This window comes from Streptomyces sp. NPDC002845 (assembly GCF_053591955.1).
Genome location: NZ_JBSFUU010000005.1, coordinates 177,484 through 196,322, shown reverse-complemented (window position 1 = coordinate 196,322; position 18,839 = coordinate 177,484). Strand labels below are relative to the sequence as shown.

The window sequence follows — 18,839 nt, the reverse complement described above, 5'->3', positions numbered from 1 at the left end:
CGCCTGCGAAGACCCTTCGCACTGTCGGGACGACAGGATTTGAACCTGCGACCCCTTGACCCCCAGTCAAGTGCGCTACCAAGCTGCGCCACGTCCCGATGCGCTGCCCCGCAGTGTTCCGCGTGATCGCGCAGGTCAACCCTACCGTATCTGGACGAGCCGTCGCCGACGGAGGCGCAAGGGCCGCCGTGGTCCGGGACTTGGAGGGTGGCTACCCGGATGAAGGGGCGGGACTGGCGTACGCCGACGCGGGGCTCCCGGCCCCCGCGCGAGCACGTACGTCCGCATACGTCTGCGTACGTCCGTCACGCTTCGACTTGTGCAATCCGGCAGCCGGCGGACCTCACGTGCCGGGACACGGCGTCGGCCGCGGCGAGGACGAAGGACGCCGGCTTCATCGGCTGGAACGAGCCGGTGGCCGCCACCACCCCCACGCTGGCGACCACGGTGCCGCGCGTGTTCCGTACGGGGAACGCGACGGAGCCGAGGTGCTGGGCCAGGGTGCCGTGGGTCACGGCGTAACCCTCCCGTCTGATCTTCGCCAGGCAGTGCTTCAGTGCGACGCCGTCCGCGATCGTCGAGGGCGTCAAGGCATCCAACGGACCGGCGCAGACCTCCACTTGCCGGGCCTCGCTCGCGTGGGCGAGCAGCAGCGGGCCCGTCGCGGTGGCGTGCAGCGGGAGCCGGGGTCGCCCCAGGGCAGGCCGAATTCCGGACCTGGTCGGCATGGTGCTCGCGGCCGCCGGGCTGTGCGCGGTGGTGTGGGCATCCTCACCGACAGGGTCGGCGGCGGCCGTCTCACAACCTCGTGGCCGACACCGACACGCCGTACTCCTCGCTCGTCGGCCCGCTGATCGTCGCCGGTCTCGGCATGGGCTTCGTCTTCGCCCCGACCGCCGCCGTCGTACTCGGCTCGATGGCCAAGGAGCACGCGGGCAAGGCGTCCGGCGCCAACACCACGGTCCGTGAGATCGGCGGCGCACTCGGCATCGCCGTACTCAGCACGGTGTTCGTGGCGCACGGCGGTACGGGTTCGCCGCAGGAGTTAGTGGACGGGCTGCACCCCGCGGTGTGGGTCGGCGTGGCGGTGGTCCTGGCGGGCGCGGTGTGCGCACTCGGCATCCCGCGGCCGTCGCGGACGGACGGTCACGGAGGAGGCGGCGGCTGACGCGGAGGGGGAGGCGGAGCGGGAGACGGCGGCCCAGCGCGCGTAGGACGTGTGATGGCCGCCCGCCGCGTACGTACGCGGCGGGCGGCCATCAGAGATACGGCCATCAGAGACGACCGTCAGGGATACGACCGTCAGGGGCAGCTCGCGATCGTGCTGCGCGCCCGGCTCGGATTGGCGTGCTCGACCTTGCACGTGTCCTCGCCGAGGCCACCGTCGACCATGCCCCAGCCGGGCCCGGCGAGCAGGACGCTGTCGTCGGTGCCGCGGATGATGTCCCGGCCGGGGCCGCCCTGGATGACGCCGCCGGCCTCGACGCCGACGCCCTTCGCCTCGATCAGGTCGTTCTCGCTGCCACCGAGCACCCGGCCGCCGAAGTCGATGACGCCGGTCCTGATGATGTCGGAGCCGTCGTTGCCGAAGACCTGGCCGCCACCGCGGGCGAACTGTCCGGGCGAGCCCTGCACGCTGCCGACGGTGATCTCGTCGTCGCCCTGGTCGCCGTGGCCGCCCTTGATGGAGCTGGTGCCCTCCTGCGGGAACAGATGGCTGGTCTGCAGCCGGTCGTCGCCGTCGCCGCCGAGGATCTGCGAGTCGATGACGAGGCCCTTGACGCGGATGTTGTCGTCGCCTCCGCCGCCCCAGATGATGACGTTCTCGACGTCGTTCTCGCACTCGATGGTGTCGTTGCCCGGGGTGCCGTAGACGGTGGGGCCCGGGGGCACCGACTCACCGTTGACCACGCTGTTGTGGGACGACTGTTCCGGCTGCGACGCCTGCGCCGGTGAGACCGTCAGCGAGGCGGCGGCGACCACGGTGACGGCGACGGCCAGGTTGCGTATGACGGGGCGCTGTGCTCGGGGCGTGGGAAGCATACGGTTCTCCTGCTGGGAAGCGGTGTGGGGGGCTTCTTGCCCATTGCCCCCACACGTCCGGCAACCCCACACACCCCGGCCCTCTGCCACCCGACCGGCGCTGTGCCGTTAGCCCAGCTGGACACGAACCGGTACGCGAGCCGTCAAGTTCAGAGCCTGGGTCAGCGCCCCGGCCGGATCAGCCCCGTCAGATACCGCCAGAGCGACGACCGCTGACGGGCCGCCGGCTCCGGTACCAGGCCTTCCGCGCCCGGCTCGGTCTCGTCGTCTTCCGTGGCGCCCGCCGGCACCGGCTGCCCGGCGCCCGCTCCGGACGGCGTCGCGGCGAGTTCGTACCGCACCGGCAGCGAACGCAGGCCACGCATGAACGGGGAGGAGCGCCACGGCAGCTGGTCGACCGGGAGCGCGAGCTCCAGGTCGGCGAACCGCTCGAACAGCCGGCTCACCCCCACCGCCGCGACCGTCGACGCCAGCTCGCGCGCCGGGCACTGGCGGCGGCCCGCGCCCCATGACAGATGCGCCCGGCTGCTGATGGTGGTGCTCGGCTGGTCGGCGAAGATCGGGTCGGCGTGTGCGGCGGCGGACGAGACCCACACCGGGTCACCGGCCCGGATGGTGTAGTTCCCGAGGGGGGTGTCCCGGGCGGCGAACCGCGGGACGAAGTTGACCAGCGGCGGCTTGCGCAGGACCACCCGGTTCATGGTCTCCCTGACCAGACCGGCCGACATGCTGGCCCGTGCGCCGCCGTCGCCCGAGATGACCTCGACGACGGTGTTGGAGATGAGGATGCCGACGTGGTCGGAGGTCATGCCGAGCAGCATGAACAGTTCGCGCGCGAGTGCGTCGAGCGAGAGGTCCGGGTGGGCGGCCAGCAGGAACGAGGGGAAGTCGTCGCCCGGCTCCTTGAGCTTCGCGGCGCCCAGCGCCGCGAGGGTCTCCAGCAGCCTTCCGAGAGCGGTCTCCGCGTCCGGGCCGGCGTCCAGCACCCGCCACATGTCCATCAGCGCGTCGTCGCCCTGCGAGCCGGGGAAGCCGAGCAGATGGCTGGCCACCATCAGCGGCAGCGGGCGGGAGAACTGCGCGGACAGGTCCGCCACGCCCGTGCCGCCGCCCTGCCCGATCAGGGTGATCAGTTCGTCGGCGTACGCGGTGACGGCCGCCTTCAGCCGCTTCGCCTGGGCGTGGCGTGGGTCCTGGAACGGCTTGAGCGCCGCGTCCCACGCCGTCCGCAGCGTCTCGTAGCCCGGGCCGCCCTGGATCAGTACGTGGTTGACCTCCAGGGAGGGCCCGAGCGGCCAGTCGGCGGGCACGCGGCCCTCCGTGCGGGCGCGCCAGTTCTCCAGGCCCTTGGGCCAGCCGGCATCGTCCTGGAGCACTTCGAGCGCCTCGCGGTAGCCGAGCACCAGCCAGGCGGGCACGCCCAGCAGGTCGACCGGTGCGACCGGGCCGTGCTGCTGCCGCAGCCGCTCGTACACGAGTGCGGGGCGCGTCTCGTAGTCGCGGGTCAGCAGGGGTTCCGGGGCCAGGGCCTCCAGCCGCGCGTCGTCCAGGTGCATGGATCCGCCTTCCCCCAGGTGGTGCTCCATCGTCTTGCCGCCCTCCGACACTCTCGGCCCGGCTCCCGCGCGGGCGCGTAACCAGCCGGCTACGGAACGGTGGGAGAGGTTACCTCAGGTTTCCGGTACGGGAGGCGGCGGGGTGGACGTGGGCGGAACCGGGGTCGCCGCGGGCGGTCACTCCGGGGGCGTGGGCGTGTCGTGCGTCCGGTACATGGCCTGCACGTCCAGTTCCAGCCGCACCGTCGGGCCGACGACCGCGATGCCGCGGGCCAGCATCGAACGCCAGTTGAGCGTGTAGTCCTCGCGGTGCAGCTCCGCCTTGGCCTGGGCCGCGCAGCGCAGTTCCTCGCCGTAGCCGCCGTTGACCATGCCCAGGTACGAGGTGTCCAGGCTCACCGAGCGGCTCACCCCGTGCATCGTCAGGGAGCCGTGGAGGGTCCACTTGCTGCCGCCCCGGTAGGCGAAGCGGGTGCTCGTGAAGTCGATGTACGGGTGGCGCTTCACGTCGAGGAAGTCGGCGGAGCGCAGATGGGTGTCCCGCGTGGTGTTGCCCGTGTTGATGCTCGACGCGTCGATGCGTACGTGCACACGCGTCTGCGTCATGTCCTGCATGATCTGGATACCGCCCTCGAAGCGTTCGAAGCGGCCGTGGACATGGGCCATGCCGACATGCTTGGCGATGAAGCGGATCGCCGTGTGGGGCGGGTCGAAGAGCCAGGTGCCGGGCGGCGGGAGTTCCAGCTGACGGGCGGTCTGGAGCCATATCCGCTCCGGTCGCGGACCGATGTCCTCGACCACGTCGACGGTCTCGCGGTGGGGCTCCAGACCCTCGGCCATGATCAGCAGGCTGTAGCGGCCGGGCGGCACGACGGCCATGAAGAAGCCGTACGGGTCCGTGGTGCCGCGTGCCGCGATCCGGTGGCTGTCGAGTTCGGTCACCTGGACGTCGGCGCCGCCCATGGGCTCGCTCACGGGGTCCAGGACCTCGCGGCTGATCACGCCCGCGCCGGCCGGGACGGGAAAAGCGAGGCCCGCCGCGTCCGCGGAGGCGCCCTTGAACCACCGACGCCTCAGCAGAGCGAGGGGCATGGCGTTCACCTTTCAACAGGGATCGGGGGTGTGCCGAGCGGGAGTTGACGTGTGCCGCGGGCGTTCAGGACACCTGCGGCGCCCCGCCGTCGTGGGCCGCCTTCAGGACGTCCAGTACGCCGTCCACGGTGACCTTACGCGGACTGGGAAACGTCTGGCCCGTGACCTGAGCCGCCGACTGCGCCAAGTCGCCTTCTTTCAGGCCGAGTTCGGCGAGGGAGCGGGGTGCGCCGAGGCGGCGGGGCAGCTGCCACAGCGCGTGCGCCGGGTCGTCGCTGTCCAGGGCGCGGGTCAGCGCCGTGATCGCGTCGGGCGCGGCGGGCGCGTTGTACGCGAGGACGTACGGCAGGACCACGGTGTGTGTCTCGGCGTGCGGCAGGCCGAAGGCGCCGCCGAGGACGTGGCACAGCTTGTGGTGCAGGCCCATGGTGGTGGCGCCGAGGACGGTCCCGCACAGCCAGGCCCCGTACAGGGCCCGGCCGCGGGCGTCCATGTCCTCCGGATCCGTCGCTAGCGCCGGCAGGGCACCCGCCATCGCCCGTGCGCCCTCCTCGGCCGTCAGCGAGACGAGCGGTGAGGCGTCCGGCGCGTACAGGGCCTCGACCGCGTGCGCGATCGCGTTGATGCCGCTGGTCACGGAGAGCTCCACCGGCAGGGAGGCGGTGAGGTCGGGGTCGTACACCACTGCGCGCGGCAGTACGGAGGGGTCGCGGCCGGTCCGTTTGACGCCGTGCTCGGTGAGGCCCCAGACGGGGGTCATCTCCGAGCCGGAGTACGTCGACGGCACCGCGATCAGCGGCAGGCCGGTGCGCAGCGCGATCGCCTTGCCGAGGCCGATCGACGAGCCGCCGCCGACCGCGACGCAGCCGTCGGCGCCCGCCGCGCGGGCCACCTCCACGGCCCGGTCGGCGACCTCCACCGGAACGTGCATCAGGGCCTCGGCGTGCAGTCCCGCGCACACGTCGCCCAGCGAGTCCGCGACGGCGCGGGCGACCTGCGCGCCCCGCGCCCCGGACACCACCAACAGCCTTCGCAGACCCAGCCGTTCGGCCTCGCCCGGCACCGCGGTCAGCGCGGCTCCGGGACGGAAGACGATCCGCGCGGGCTGGGTCTCGTACTCGAACTCCATTACGACCGCTCCACGTTGAGGACAAGGTCGAAACGCGCGTGCCGGAACGGGTTCGGGACGCCGAACTCCCGTGCCAGGGACGGGTCGTCGGTCTCGGTGAAGTCCTGGACCAGGCTCTCCTTGACCGCGAACACCGCGTCCGAGTCGAGATGGTCGCCGCCCGCCACGAAGATGTGGGTCGTGACCGGCGCGTGCCCTTCGGCCGAGGCGATGAAGTGGATGTGGGCCGGACGGTAGGGGTGCCGGCCGGTGGCCCGCAGGAGGTCCCCGACAGGGCCGTCCGTAGGGATGGGATACGGGCTCGGAACGCACGTACGAAACCAGAAGCGGCCCTCGGCGTCCGCCGTGAACAGTCCGCGGCCGTTGCCCGACGGCTGCACGTCCGGCTGCTGCACGTCGTAGTAGCCCTCGGCGTTCGCCTGCCACACGTCGAGGACCGCGCCCGGCAGCAGGGTGCCGTCCCCGGAGAGCACCCGCCCGCTGACCACGCACGGCTCGCCGCCGCCCACCAGATCGATACCGGCGCCGAGGTCCCGCACCGGCGACTCGGTCATGTGGAAGGGCCCGAGGACCGTCGACTCCGTCGCGCCCCGCCGGTCCCGGTCGCTGTTGATCGTCTCGACCAGCATCGAGACCCCGAGCACGTCCGACAGCAGGATGAACTCCTGCCGGGTGTCCGTGCACATCTGCCCGGTCGCCGTCAGAAAGCCGATCGCACGCTCCCACTCCTCCATTGTGGGCTCCGTCTCGCGGACGAAGTCGTGCAGATGGCGGGTGAGCGAACTCAGCAGTTCACGCAGCCGGGGGTCGGCGGTGCCCTGGAGACTGTCAACGACGGCCCCGGTGATGTGGCTGGTGAATGCGCTGGTCATACGGCTCCCTTGGGTCCCGCGGATCGTCCCGTCAGGCATGTCCGAGGATCCGTCGCAGCGCCTCGGCCAGCAAGTGCGCGGCGTCCTCGGCGGCCCCGGGATGCCGGAAGGCGACGTACCCGTCGGGTCGTACGAGCAGGGCTCCCCCGTCGGGTACCTCGCTGAGCCGTGCCCAGTCACCGTACGGGTCCTCGTACTGCCGGCCGGGGCCGATGACGACCGTGGCGATCTCCAGGTCCTGGGCCCCGGCCGCGCGCGCCCAGGCCTCACCGCCGATGCCGGTGATCAGCGTGAAGCGGCCCCGGCCGACGGTGTCGAGCGTGGACAGGGTGCGCGTCCCGGAGGTGATCCAGGCGTGCGGGAGCTTGGCGCCGGGGCGGGAGGTGGGCTGGTGATGCAGCTCGGGGTCGCGGTCGAAGCCGGGGTCGGTCGTGCCGTCGGGGACGATCGCGTCGGACGTGTAGCGCTGGTTGAGGTCGACGCCGTGTGCGTTGAACTCGTACACCTTGAACGCGATCGCCTCGCGCAGCCTCGCCCGCTGCTTCTCGGCGGCCTCGCTGGCGTCCTTGCGGGCGGCGATGTTGGCCCACAGCTGCTCGGGGGTCTGCGGGGAGAGCCCGTCGAGCGCCTCGAAGACGGGGGCGGTCTCGCCGATGGACTTGTTGGCGCGGGTGACGATCTGCCTGCCGATGGGGGCGCGCTCGGCGGTGTAGGTGTCGAGCAGCTTCGGGGAGGCCGTGCCGTCGAGGACGAGCTTGAGCTTCCAGGCCAGGTTGTACGCGTCCTGGATCGAGGTGTTGGAGCCGAGGCCGTTGGACGGCGGGTGGCGGTGGACGGCGTCCCCGGCGCAGAAGACGCGGCCGCTCGCGTACGTCTCCGCGTACATCTCGTTGACCGTCCACGCGGACGACGACTTGATCGTCACCGGTATCTCGTCGTCGCCGACCAGCTTGCGGACGACGGACTCGGCGTACTCGGTGGTCAGGTCGGGGGTGCCTGCGGTCACGTCGTAGCCCCAGACGACCATCCACTCGTTCCAGGGCCGTACGCAGCGCACGAGCCCCGCGCCGATGCCGCCGACGGTGGCGCCGGGGGCGAGCACCCAGTAGAGGGTGGACGGGCGGTGGGCGGTGTACTTGCTCAGGTCCGCGTCGAAGACGATGTTGATGCTGCCGGCGACGCCCATCTGGCCGCCCATGGGCAGGCCCGCGTCCTCGGCGACCTTCGACCGGCCGCCGTCGGCGCCGATCAGGTACTTGGCGCGGATGGTGTACTCGTCACCGCGCAGCCGGTCCTCGACGGTGACGGTCACGCCGTCGGCGTCCTGCGCGAAGGACTTGTAGACGGTGCTGAAGCGGAGTTTCGTGCCGCGGGCGACGGCGGCGTCGACGAGCACCGGCTCCATGAGGTGCTGCGGCATGTCGCACATGCGGGTGGGGCTGGCGAGTTCGTGCCCGGCCTGCACCAGCGGGTCATTGCCCCAGGAGCGGACGCGGCCGAGTTCCTCGCCGGCGAGGCTGGTGCAGAAGGTCGTGTTGCCCATCAGGTGCTGCGGGGTGGCCTTGGCCATGACCTCCTGCTCGACGCCGAGGTCGCGCAGCACTTCCATCGTGCGCTGGTTGGTGATGTGGGCCCGGGGCGTGTCGGCGAGGCTCGCGTAGCGGGTGACGACCATGTTGGGCACGCCGTAGGTGCTCAGGGCCAGCGCGGCCGAGGCGCCCGCGGGGCCGCTGCCCACGATCAGTACGTCGGTCACGACATCGGGCTCGACGGTGTGCACGGGAACGCTCCAGAAGGTGAGGACAGGCACCGGCCGTCCAAGATCATGGAGCGGAATCCGGGAACATGGGTGTCTCAATTCGAGACAGTGGGTGCCCGGGGGGACACGGTGAGACAGGGCGGTCATTTCCTCTTCAACCGCTTTCGGTACGGTGAGAGGCGTCGTGACCACCACAGAGCACTCCCCCGTCCGCCCGGCGCTCGCCTCGCTGCGCCGGGCCCGCGAGCGGTTCCTGACCGGGCTGCCGCTGCCCGACGGCGTACCGGACGAGATCGTCGATGCGTGGAAGCGTGCCCGGTTCTTCGGTGTGCCACACGACCTGCCGCACGGCTGGCGGGAACCGGGTTCCGTGGTGCGCCCCGCCGACTCGGCGCTGCTCACCGCGGCGCGGCCGGTGCTCGACCGGATCGCCCCGGCACTCGGCACCCAGCACTCGGCACTCGTCCTCACCGACGAACGGCTGCGTGTGCTGTGGACGGCCGGACGCATGCCGGGCGACGACACCTGCCGTGACGACCTCTCCGAGCAGGCGGTCGGCCACAACAGCGCGGCCCTCGCCCTGCGCACCCGCCGCCGCGCCGAGGTGCACGGGCCCGAACACTTCCTCGACCTGTGGCAGGACGTCTCCGCGGTCAGTGTGCCGGTGCCGGCTCCGGAGACCGGTCGGGTGCTGGGGACGCTGACGGTCTCCTCCGCCCTGTGCGCCGAGTGCGCGCCGCATCCGGGGGCGGCACTGGCCGAGGCCGCCGTTGCGGCTGTCGAGGCGGAGTTGCTCGCGCGGTCGCGGTCGGCGGAGCGGGTGCTGCTCGACGCGTATCAGCGGGCGGTGCGGGGACGTACGCGTGCGGTGGTCGCACTCGACGGGTGCACCAGGATCGTGAGCGAGGCGGCGGAGGAGCTGCTGACTCCCGAAGGGCTGACGGCGTTGGAGCGGGACGCGCTCGCGGCGGTACGGCGGGACGCGGCCGACCCGTACGGCATCCGGCTCCACGAGGGCGCCGGGTGTTCCGCGACGGTCACTCCCGTACGTCATCTGGGCTCGGCGATCGGTGTCGTCGCGGTGCTGGAGCCGGTGGGCCCGATGAGCCGCGTCCCCGTGCCCTCGACCGGGCGGGCGACGGTCGTCGCGCTCGCCGGCCGTTCGACGCCCTGGCGGCACGCGGTGGACCGTGCCGTCGAACTGGCGCGATCCCGGAAGCCGTTGCTGCTCATCGGCGAACGCGGCACCGGAAAGACGTCGCTGGCGCGGGAACTGGCGGGGCGTTCGGCGACCGTGGACGCGGCGGAGGACGGACTCGGCCCTCTGATCGAGGAGTTGGCGGAGGGCAGGGCCCTGCTCCTCCGTCATGCCGAGCGCCTCGCGCAGCCGGACGTGGCCGCCCTCAACTCGCTGCTCGGCACCCGCCCGGGAGTGCCCCTGTTCGCCACCTACACCCCCGGCACGCCCCCGGGCCCGTGCCTCCAGCGGCTCCTGGACACCCTGAGCGCCCGCTCGGTCACCCTTCCCGCACTGCGTGAACGCCCCGAGGACATCAGGGAGTTGCTCCCCGCCCTGTCCCCACCGACCGAGACCGGGCGGCCTCCGCTCACCTGGACCCTCGACGCGCTGCGCGCCCTGGAGCGGCACCCCTGGCCGGGCAATGTCACCGAACTCGCCCATCTCGTAAGGGCGTTGGCCGAACACCGCCGCGCCACGGGCCCCGTCCGGCGCACCGAACTGCCGGACCCCGTACGCGAGGGCCCCGCACACCGCCACCTCAGCCCGATGGAACACGCCGAGCGCACCGCCATCCTGGAGGCCCTCCGCCACCACGGCGGCAACAAGGCCCGCACCGCGGCGGCACTGGGCATCGCCCGGGCGACGCTGTACCGAAAGCTGCGCGGCTACGAGGGGTCAGCCACAGGTCGTTGAAGCGGCAGGCTCGCGCGGCGGAGACGCGATTCCTCCCGCTGTCGGCGAATTCGGGGCTCCGGCACGGGATCGAACCCTGCGCAATGTCTTGACGTGTTCATTTTCGTCATCAAGCATGCCTTGGACCGATTACTTCTGGTTGATTCTGTTCGCCTCTGTGTTGTGGAAGGGAGTGCCTTGTCCAGCAGACCCAACAGGCCCAACAGGCTCCGCAGACATCGCATCGTCCGGGTGTTGGCGCCGACAGTTCCCCTGGCGCTCGGCGCGGGTCTCGTGGCCGCACCCGCCGCACCCGCCGCGCCCGCCGCCACCTCGGACCCGTCGCCGCAGAGCATGGTCACGGTGCGGATCGACCCGTCCTACCAGCAGCAGGAGTTCGAGGGCTGGGGGACGAGCCTCGTCTGGTTCGCCAACGCCACGGGCGGTTACCCGGACCCCATCCGACGCAAGCTCGTCGACATGGTGTTCGGCAAGGACGGTCTCGGCCTCAACATCGCGCGCTACAACATCGGCGGCGGCAACGCCCCCGACGTCCGCAAGGACTACATGAAGACGGGCGCGACCATGGAGGGCTTCTGGAAGGCCCCCGAGGGAACCACCCAGCAGGACATGGACTGGTGGGACCCGAACAACCCGGACCACTGGAACTGGGACGCCGACGCGGGCCAGCGCTGGTGGGTGGACCAGATCAAGAAGAAGATCACCCGCTGGGAGGCGTTCAGCAACTCGCCGCCCTGGTTCCAGACGGTCAGCGGTTATGTGTCCGGAGGCTTCGACTCCAGCGCGGACCAGATCCGCGCGGACCGCGTCGACGACTTCGCCACGTACCTGGTGCGCGTGACCGAGCGCATGGAGAAGGCGCACGGCATCGAGTTCGACACCATCGACCCGCTCAACGAGCCCAACACCCCCTACTGGGGCACTCAGTTGGGAGCGGACGGCCAGCCCACGGGCGGGCGCCAGGAAGGCGCGCACGCCGGACCGGAACTCCAGCAGAAGGTGATCCTCGCCCTCGACGAAGCGCTCGACGAGGCGAGGACCGACGCCGAGATCTCCGCGATGGACGAGACCAACCCCGGCACCTTCACCCGGAACTGGAACGCCTACGACGCCCCGGCACGAGCCGCGGTCGACCAGCTCAACGTCCACACCTACGGCACGAGCCAGCGCACCAGCGCCCGCGACATCGCCAAGGGCGCCGACAAGAAGCTGTGGATGAGCGAGGTCGAGGGCACCTGGGGCACGGGCACCGACTTCACCAGCATGGAACCCGGGCTCGGCATCGCCACCCGGATGGTCGACGACATGCGCGAACTGGAGCCCTCGGCCTGGGTGTTCTGGCAGCCCATCGAGGACTCCATCCCCCAGGCCGAGGCGGGCAAGAACTGGGGCAGCATCCACATCCCGTTCAACTGCACGGCCGAGGACACCCTGGAGACCTGCCCGATCCAGACCAACTCGAAGTTCCACACCATCCGGAACTTCACCCACCACATCCGCCCCGGCGACCACTTCGTGAAGGTCGACGACCCGTCCAGCGTCGCCGCGGTGAAGAAGTCCGGCCGTGCGGCAACCGTGGTGCACGTCAACAGCAGCACGTCCGCGCGCTCCGTGACCCTCGATCTCTCACGCTTCGGCCGGGTCTCGCCGTGGGCCTCCGTCACGCCCATGGTGACGAGCGACGACGGCGCCCTCGTACGCGGCACACCGGTCCGGGTGACCGACCGGTCGGCCACGCTCGACGTCCCCGCGAAGTCGGTCACGACCTTCCTGGTCAAGGGCGTCAGGGGCGTGGCGAAGGACGCCGCACTCGTGCAGTCCGGCCATGTCTACCGGCTGCAGGGGGCACAGAGCGGGAAGTCGTTGACCCCGTCGGACGACGGCAGCGGTGTCGTCATCCGTACGACCGACACCGCTGACGCACAACAGCTGTGGACCGTCACGCAGTTGACCCGCGGCACCGACCACCGCGAGCGCTACGCCCTCACCAGCCCCGCCACCGGCAAACGGCTCACGGTGAGCGACAACCAGGCCGTCCTGGAGAACCCGGAGGACGGCCCGCCCGGCGACGCGGCACAGTGGATCATGTCGACCACCGGGGACGGCACATGGACCTTCGTCAACGCCGCCACCGGCCGCCTTCTCGACGTCACCGGGCAGTCCACCGCGGACGGCGCCAGGGTGTCCACGTACACCCCGACCTCGGCGGCGAACCAGCGCTGGGCCGTGACCGACGAGACGGTGCTGCGCACCGAGCCGGCCGAGGCGTTCACCGTCCCGGGCCTGGCGCCGACGCTCCCGGACACGGTGACGCCGGTCTACCGCGACGGCGCCCGGGGCTCCCTCCCCGTGGTGTGGCACCTTCCGCCGGACCGGAAGTGGCGCCATCCCGGCACGGTACGCGTCACCGGCCGGGCCACCGATCCGCTGGGGCGGACGATCCGCGCGAAGGCGATCGTCACCGTCGACACGATCGCCTCGACCCTGCCCGGCCGCGCCAAGACCTACGCGGGCGGGCAGCCGGAGCTGCCGGCCACGGTCGTCGGCATCGGCACGAACGGCGGCAGGGCCGCCCTTCCCGTGACCTGGGACCCGGCGCCCGACGGGGCGTTCGACACGACCGGGGTCGTGACACTGCGCGGCGTCGCACGGATCGTGGACGGCAGCACGGTCAACGCGTCCGTGCGGGTTCAGGTCACCGAACCGGCCGGCACGAACATCGCGCCCGACGAGGACGTGTCGGTCACCGCCACGTTCACCGAGAGCGGATACTCCGCGGAACGCCTGCGCAACGGCAACCTGTCCGAGAAGGCCTGGTCCAACTGGAGGCCGGGGAGCAAGAACCCCTCCGACACCATCTCCTTCACCCTCCCGTCGGCACGCGACCTGACCCGGGTCGTGGCGCACTTCCACCGGGACGGGTCCAACGTCTCCTTCCCTCAGAGCCTGAAGGTGCAGGTGCGGTCGGCCGACGACGCTACGTGGGCCGACGCGAGCGACGACATCGCGGTCGGGACCGAGGGCACCCCGGTGGTCGACGTTCCGCTGGCGGCGGGACCGGCGACCGGGGTGCGCGTGGTCATGACCGCGCGTCAGGGCGGCTACATCACCATGGGCGAGATCGAGGTGTACGCCAAGACCCCCGGGGTCTCCTCGGACGCCGCCGCCACGTCGATCGAGGTGGCCGGGGTCCCGGTCGCGGCGTTCGACCCCGACACGGCCGACTACCGCGTCGTCACGGGCAACCCGAGGCGGGCCGTGGTCACGGCGACCGCGCGCGACCCCTACGCGACGGTCTCGGTCACCAGAACCAACGAGGCCCGTCGCAGCCTGGCCGTCGTTTCCGTGACCAGTGAGGACGGGGCGCAGGCACGGACGTACCGGATCGAACTCGTACGGCGCTGAGGCCTGCGTGAAGGGGAGCCCCGGCCGTCCGGCCGGACAGCCGGACGGCCAGACGGCCGGGGCTCCCCTTCACGCCCGGCAGCAGGCGGTTCCGGTCGATTCCCACCGAGCCACGAAATACTCACATCCGTACATTGACCTCTTCGACGCGGTGCCCAACGGTGGGTCCTCCCTACCCGGCGGAAGAAGGGAACCCCGTGCGAAGACGGCACTTCGTCAGTGCACTGGTCGGCACCGGCGGCAGGACTCGGGCTCACCGCGGCGACGCGGCAGGCCGCCGCCCGCGACACAGCCACCACGTTTCCCCCGGGGTGGCAGCCAGTGCCCGTGCCGAACGGGCAGGAGGCCGCACAGCTCGTCGACGTGGCGGCCGGCGGGCCCGGGGTCGCATCGGCCGCGGGCGAGGAAGGGCGGAACGGGGCCACGCGGGGGAAGCCCCTGGCCATGGCGTGGGACGGTACGACATGGACCCGGACCGACCTTGACCATCTGGGGTTCACCGGACACCTGCGTTCCGTCGCCGGCGGATACTCCGGCACGGCGTGGGCCGTCGGCTCCGACACCTCCGGCGGCGAGCACCTTCTGGCCTGGGACGCGGGCACCTGGAGGGAAGCGACGTACCCCGGGCAGGGGGACACCGGAACCGTCCTCACCGGCGTGACGGTCGCCCCCGACGGGCGGGCCTGGGTCCTCCGGACGCAGCAGTGAGGGGCATGCGCTGCTGCGCTGGAACAGACGCCGGTGGCGCTGGTGCGCGCCGCCGCCGAGTACGGTGACCGAGGCACCGTCAGGCGTCCACCGCACACCGGGCGGCGAGATCTGGGTGTACGACACCGGCATCGTCGCCCGCTGGGACGGACGGTGGACCGAACTGCCACCGCCCCCGGGAATTCGCCTGAGCGTCACCGGGCTCCTCCCCCGCACCGAGGACGACGTCTGGCTCACCGGCTACGACTACGGGGTCGGCGGGCCGCCCGGCAAACCCCCGAACTGCGTCCTGCGCCACTGGGACGGCACCACCTGGAACCCCGTCACCCCACCGTTCACCGTCGGCCTGCTCAGCGGGATCACCGGCGACGGCCGGGGGCGGCCCGACCGTATCTCCGGCTGGGACTTCTGGGACCAGACACGGGCCCACTACCTGCGCTGGGACGGCCCGGCCTGGGTGAGTGAACGCGGACCGAGGGCGACGACTCCGGTCGTGATCAACGCGCTCGCCCGGATACCCGGCACCGTCGAGTACTGGTCCGTGGGCACGACCTCCTCCGCCCCCTACCCACCCGCTCAGACACACATGGAGCAGTTCGCCCCGTGAAGCACGGCGGTCTCCTTGACTGCCGGGACCTGAGTCGGCGATGTCCGCCGTCACCGCGTGCGGACGGGAGCGGTTACTCCCAGACCACGACGTTGCGCCGCACCGGCACCGTCGAGGGGTCGGTGGCGAACAGGTCGGATGAGTGGGCGCGGATGCGTCCGATGTCGTCGAAGACCGCCCGGAGTACATGGGCCACCCGAGCGTGCGGGCTCCCGTACGACTGCGGAGTGCGCGCCACGCGGCTCCTGAGGCCTCTGGGATGCTGGCGCGATGTCGACCACGCCACGGATACCCGAGCCCGTCACCCCGGACGCGCCCACCCTCCTGAAGCGGCCGCTGCTCACTCAGCAGTGGCTCGACCTCGCCTTCGTCCACTGGGCGGTCGGCCCGGGCGACATCGCCGGACTGTTGCCGGACGAAACCGTCCCGGACGTGTTCGACGGAGTGAGCTATGTGGGCCTGGTCGCCTTCCGGATGCACCGGGTGGGCTGGCTCCGGTCGCCGGGAGTGCCGTATCTGGGCTCGTTCCCGGAGACGAACGTGCGCCTGTACTCGGTGGACGCGCACGGCCGACGCGGTGTGGTCTTCCGGTCGATGGACGCCTCCCGGCTCGTGCCCGTGCTGATGGGACGGGCCGGGTTCCGGCTGCCGTACGTGTGGTCCCGTATGACCGTCTGTGCGGACGACGACGTCATCACGTACACCAGTTCAAGGCGCTGGCCCGGCCCGCGCGGCGCGCGCAGTCGGATCGTCGTGCGCAAGGAGGAACGGATCGTCGACCCAACCGAGTTGGAGCACTTCCTGACGGCCCGGTGGGGCATGCACAACGCCTTCTTCGGCGACACCGGATATCTCCCGAACGACCATCCGCGCTGGCCGCTGCACCGCGCTCAGCTGATCACGTGCGAGGAGAACCTCGTCGCTGCCGCCGGCGTGCCCACTCCGCTGGGCGCACCGGTCAGCGTGCTGTACTCGCCGGGAGTACCGGTCCGGCTCGGACGTCCGGCCCGTCCGGGCGGCATTCCGACTCCCTGAGCGATGAACGGCAATTCCCAGTCGATGTAACAGTCGATGTAACGTGCATCAACAGTGGTTCACCCAGCGCCTCTTCGTGCTCCCGTGCGCCCCCATGGAAAGGGCATCTCAGGAGCCGACAGCGGCTGGACTGGGCAGGACATGACTCAAGCGCCATTCCCGTGGAACGTTCACCGATTTATGTGTGTCGACTGAGGCAGGTGGCATTCGATGAGCAGCATCGTGCCCAAATCAGAGCGGACTTGGACCGTGGGTACTGCGCCAGGCATATTCCCACGCATCAGCCACGGTATCGCCTTGTTCCGCCGTCCGCTGGCTTTTCTGAATTCTTTGCCCGCTCGGGGAGATCTGGTCGAGTTACGGCTGGGCCCGCTGCGCGCCTGGGTGGTGTGTCACCCGGAGCTGGTCCACCAGATGCTCATGGACACGCGCACCTTCGACAAGGGAGGTCCGCAGTACGACAGGCTCCGGCTGCTGATGGGTGACGGCATTGTCACGTGCCCCCAGGAGTCGCATCGCAGGCAGCGCAAGCTGCTCCAACCCGCCTTCCGCCCCTCCCGGATCGCCGACTACACGGAACTGATGGGCGAGGAAGCCGAGTCGGTGTGCCGCGAGTGGCGGACAGGGCAGAAGGTCGACGTCAGTGCGGCCCTGGTGACCCTGACGACGCGGGTGACCAGCCGCGTCCTGTTCTCCGACTCGCTCGACGACACCAGGGCCGCGGAGGTGCGGAACTGCCTCGGCACCATCGTCCGTGGCCTGTTCGTCCGTACGGTCGTTCCGGTCGACGCCCCGTTCCGTGTCCCCCTGCCCGCGAACCGCCGTTATCGGCGCGCGGTCGACCGCCTGCACGGGATCACCGACTCGATCATCGCGGAGCGCCGACAGGGCGCCCCTCGCGACGATCTGCTGGGGACCCTGCTGGAGGCCGCGCGCGACGACGGCGAAGCGGCGACGGCCACCGAACAGGAAGTCCACGATCAGCTCATCACGCTCCTGCTCACCGGGGTGGAGACCACCGCGCTGTGTGTGGCTTCCGCCTTCAGTCTCCTGGCACAACACCCGGAGGCGGAGAGCCGCCTGCACTCCGAAGTCGACGCCGTTCTCGCCGGACGACAACGGCCCGGCCCCGACGAGCTGGCGCGCCTCGTCTACACCCGATGCGTCGTCACCGAGACGCTGCGCCACTCCCCGCCGGGCTGGCTCTTCACCCGCATCACCACCAGAGAGACAGATCTCGCCGGGTGCCGTCTGCCTCGGGGAGCCACCGTCCTGTACAGCCCCTACCTCCTGCACCACGATCCCGCGTCGTTCCCCGACCCCGGCCGATTCCTGCCCGATCGCTGGCTGCCGGGTCAGACCACCGCCGCACCGCACGGCGCGATGCTGCCGTTCGCCACGGGCAACCGCAAGTGCCTCGGCGACGCGCTCGCCGTGGCGGAGGCCACGGTGGCCGTCGCGACCATCGCCGGCCGCTGGCGCCTGCGCCATCTGCCCGGGCCCCTCGAACAACCGCGCCCCGCGGTGACGCTGGGGCCGAGGTCACTGGTGATGACCTGCGAAGCGCGTTCAGGTGTGCCGGCCGACACACCCCCTCGTCCCTGTTCTCTCGCATCCCCAGCAGTTGAGCCACCCCGAGTACCGGACTCCCGAACGGCAGGTGACAACGGTGTCGACGACGCATGAGGAAATCGCAGTCGCCTCACAAGGCGGAATTCCGTTCAACAGTCTGAGGGAACTGATTGACGCCAACCTCTACATGCCCTTCCCGTTCGTGAGCAATCGCCATGAATCCGAAGCAGCGGCCGGCGTCGAGAAATGGCTGCGCACATGGGGGCTGACCGACGAACCAGCGGTGGCGGCAATGATCGCCTGCACTCGCCCCGCCCAGCTCGCGGCCTACAACAGCCCGACCGTGGACGCCGACATCCTCCAGATCGTGGCCAATCAAATCGCCTACCAGTTCATCTTCGACGACCGGGCGGAGGAGGTCGGCCGACGGGCGCCGGGCCTGCTCCTGCCCATGCTGTGCGAGAGCGTCGGGATCCTGCGGGACGGCCACCCGCCCAGCACCGCCCTCGGGGCGGCCCTGGCCGACCTCCACCAACAGGTCCGGGAGCGGTGCACGCCCGCACAGGCCGCGCGATGGGCGTGGAACAGCCGTGAGTACGTGCACGGCTTGCTGTACGAAGCGGTGGCCCAGGCGCACGCCTTTCCCATACGGACCGGGGTGTGCGACTCGATTCGCTCACTCACCGCCGGGGTCGAGCCGTTTTATCCGCTCTACGAAGCCGCGCAGCCCTGCGAACTCTCACCCGAGGACCTCCATCACCCCGTTGTACGGCGTCTGAGGCGCCTGTCGGTCGATGCGGCGGTGTGGACAGCCGACCTCTTCTCCTCGGCGAAAGAGCAACGGGCGGGCGAGATAATCAACGTGGCCCTTGCCTACCAGCGTGCGCAGCGATGCTCCCTGCCGGTGGCCGTTGCGCTGGCCATCCAGCGCATCAACAGCACGATCATTGAATTCGAGAAGCTCTACGAGGAGGTCAAACCCGAGTTGAGCCGGGCGGGAGTCGGCTACCTGGACGGCATGGTCGGTTGGATCCGCGGGTGTTACTACTGGTCCCGCACAGTGCCGCGCTACGCGGACGCGGCGGCGCCCGCCCTCCAGTGAGGGCAACCACGATGGGGCTCACAAGA

The 18,839-nt window shown here is 70.9% G+C and carries 16 protein-coding genes and 1 tRNA gene; 8 read left to right on the top strand and 9 right to left on the bottom strand.

What is annotated here, in order from left to right; translation table 11 throughout:
• Window positions 1–24 precede the first annotated feature (24 nt).
• Together ACWD3C_RS05545 and ACWD3C_RS05540 are read right to left on the bottom strand one after the other, a co-directional pair.
• Window positions 25–98 (bottom strand) — tRNA-Pro (locus tag ACWD3C_RS05545).
• A 207-nt stretch (window positions 99–305) separates the two neighbouring features.
• Complete coding sequence (locus ACWD3C_RS05540; protein ID WP_451140349.1) at window positions 306–728, bottom strand: IclR family transcriptional regulator domain-containing protein; 423 nt, start codon at window positions 726–728, stop codon at window positions 306–308.
• An 80-nt stretch (window positions 729–808) separates the two neighbouring features.
• Here ACWD3C_RS05540 and ACWD3C_RS05535 point away from each other — a divergent pair, with 80 nt between their 5' ends.
• Window positions 809–1,168: a hypothetical protein gene (locus ACWD3C_RS05535; RefSeq protein WP_451140347.1), complete on the top strand. Its 360-nt coding sequence runs from the start codon at window positions 809–811 to the stop codon at window positions 1,166–1,168.
• 134 nt (window positions 1,169–1,302) lie between these two features.
• Here ACWD3C_RS05535 and ACWD3C_RS05530 read toward each other — a convergent pair whose 3' ends face one another.
• The 6 genes from ACWD3C_RS05530 to ACWD3C_RS05505 form a co-directional block, all read right to left on the bottom strand.
• A complete protein-coding gene (locus ACWD3C_RS05530; RefSeq protein ID WP_451140345.1) occupies window positions 1,303–2,043 on the bottom strand; it encodes a hypothetical protein in 741 nt (246 codons plus the stop codon).
• Window positions 2,044–2,204: 161 nt separating this feature from the next.
• Window positions 2,205–3,629: a cytochrome P450 gene (locus ACWD3C_RS05525; RefSeq protein WP_451140424.1), complete on the bottom strand. Its 1,425-nt coding sequence runs from the start codon at window positions 3,627–3,629 to the stop codon at window positions 2,205–2,207.
• Window positions 3,630–3,776: 147 nt separating this feature from the next.
• The gene (locus ACWD3C_RS05520) at window positions 3,777–4,691 is read right to left on the bottom strand and encodes a YceI family protein (RefSeq protein WP_451140343.1); all 915 of its coding nucleotides are present in this window, start codon (window positions 4,689–4,691) and stop codon (window positions 3,777–3,779) included.
• A gap of 64 nt (window positions 4,692–4,755) precedes the next feature.
• Window positions 4,756–5,820 (bottom strand): maleylacetate reductase, encoded by a 1,065-nt coding sequence (locus ACWD3C_RS05515; RefSeq protein WP_451140341.1) that lies wholly within the window; start codon window positions 5,818–5,820, stop codon window positions 4,756–4,758.
• Window positions 5,820–6,692: an intradiol ring-cleavage dioxygenase gene (locus ACWD3C_RS05510; RefSeq protein WP_451140339.1), complete on the bottom strand. Its 873-nt coding sequence runs from the start codon at window positions 6,690–6,692 to the stop codon at window positions 5,820–5,822. The genes ACWD3C_RS05515 and ACWD3C_RS05510 overlap by 1 nt, the downstream gene beginning before the upstream one ends.
• Window positions 6,693–6,723: 31 nt before the next feature.
• Window positions 6,724–8,472, bottom strand: a complete 1,749-nt coding sequence (locus ACWD3C_RS05505; RefSeq protein WP_451140337.1) for an FAD-dependent oxidoreductase — start codon at window positions 8,470–8,472, stop codon at window positions 6,724–6,726.
• A 163-nt stretch (window positions 8,473–8,635) separates the two neighbouring features.
• Between ACWD3C_RS05505 and ACWD3C_RS05500 the strand changes: the two genes are divergently transcribed.
• The 4 genes from ACWD3C_RS05500 to ACWD3C_RS05485 all read left to right on the top strand — a co-directional run bounded on the left by ACWD3C_RS05500 (window position 8,636) and on the right by ACWD3C_RS05485 (window position 15,104).
• The gene (locus ACWD3C_RS05500; protein WP_451140335.1) at window positions 8,636–10,384 is read left to right on the top strand and encodes a sigma-54-dependent Fis family transcriptional regulator; all 1,749 of its coding nucleotides are present in this window, start codon (window positions 8,636–8,638) and stop codon (window positions 10,382–10,384) included.
• 234 nt (window positions 10,385–10,618) lie between these two features.
• Window positions 10,619–13,789: a glycoside hydrolase gene (locus ACWD3C_RS05495; protein ID WP_451140333.1), complete on the top strand. Its 3,171-nt coding sequence runs from the start codon at window positions 10,619–10,621 to the stop codon at window positions 13,787–13,789.
• 321 nt (window positions 13,790–14,110) lie between these two features.
• Window positions 14,111–14,497 (top strand): hypothetical protein, encoded by a 387-nt coding sequence (locus ACWD3C_RS05490; RefSeq protein WP_451140331.1) that lies wholly within the window; start codon window positions 14,111–14,113, stop codon window positions 14,495–14,497.
• 64 nt (window positions 14,498–14,561) lie between these two features.
• Window positions 14,562–15,104: a hypothetical protein gene (locus ACWD3C_RS05485; RefSeq protein ID WP_451140329.1), complete on the top strand. Its 543-nt coding sequence runs from the start codon at window positions 14,562–14,564 to the stop codon at window positions 15,102–15,104.
• A 73-nt stretch (window positions 15,105–15,177) separates the two neighbouring features.
• On the opposite strand, the gene ACWD3C_RS05480 is transcribed toward ACWD3C_RS05485, so the two are convergent.
• On the bottom strand, window positions 15,178–15,342 hold the full coding sequence (locus tag ACWD3C_RS05480) for a hypothetical protein (RefSeq protein ID WP_451140327.1): 165 nt from the start codon (window positions 15,340–15,342) through the stop codon (window positions 15,178–15,180).
• 32 nt (window positions 15,343–15,374) lie between these two features.
• Between ACWD3C_RS05480 and ACWD3C_RS05475 the strand changes: the two genes are divergently transcribed.
• The 3 genes from ACWD3C_RS05475 to ACWD3C_RS05465 all read left to right on the top strand — a co-directional run bounded on the left by ACWD3C_RS05475 (window position 15,375) and on the right by ACWD3C_RS05465 (window position 18,813).
• On the top strand, window positions 15,375–16,139 hold the full coding sequence (locus ACWD3C_RS05475; protein ID WP_451140325.1) for a YqjF family protein: 765 nt from the start codon (window positions 15,375–15,377) through the stop codon (window positions 16,137–16,139).
• A gap of 330 nt (window positions 16,140–16,469) precedes the next feature.
• Window positions 16,470–17,825, top strand: a complete 1,356-nt coding sequence (locus ACWD3C_RS05470; RefSeq protein WP_451140323.1) for a cytochrome P450 — start codon at window positions 16,470–16,472, stop codon at window positions 17,823–17,825.
• Window positions 17,764–18,813, top strand: coding sequence for a (-)-alpha-amorphene synthase (locus ACWD3C_RS05465; protein WP_451140321.1), 1,050 nt, complete (start codon window positions 17,764–17,766; stop codon window positions 18,811–18,813). The genes ACWD3C_RS05470 and ACWD3C_RS05465 overlap by 62 nt, the downstream gene beginning before the upstream one ends.
• Window positions 18,814–18,839: the final 26 nt, after the last annotated feature.

Excerpts from the sequence above, each read along its gene's own strand:
- ACWD3C_RS05540 (WP_451140349.1), bottom strand. The coding sequence starts at position 728 with ATGCCGACCAGGTCCGGAATTCGGCCTGCCCTGGGGCGACCCCGGCTC.
- ACWD3C_RS05530 (WP_451140345.1), bottom strand. The coding sequence starts at position 2,043 with ATGCTTCCCACGCCCCGAGCACAGCGCCCCGTCATACGCAACCTGGCC.
- ACWD3C_RS05525 (WP_451140424.1), bottom strand. The coding sequence starts at position 3,629 with ATGGAGCACCACCTGGGGGAAGGCGGATCCATGCACCTGGACGACGCG.
- ACWD3C_RS05520 (WP_451140343.1), bottom strand. The coding sequence starts at position 4,691 with ATGCCCCTCGCTCTGCTGAGGCGTCGGTGGTTCAAGGGCGCCTCCGCG.
- ACWD3C_RS05515 (WP_451140341.1), bottom strand. The coding sequence starts at position 5,820 with ATGGAGTTCGAGTACGAGACCCAGCCCGCGCGGATCGTCTTCCGTCCC.
- ACWD3C_RS05510 (WP_451140339.1), bottom strand. The coding sequence starts at position 6,692 with ATGACCAGCGCATTCACCAGCCACATCACCGGGGCCGTCGTTGACAGT.
- ACWD3C_RS05475 (WP_451140325.1), top strand. The coding sequence starts at position 15,375 with ATGTCGACCACGCCACGGATACCCGAGCCCGTCACCCCGGACGCGCCC.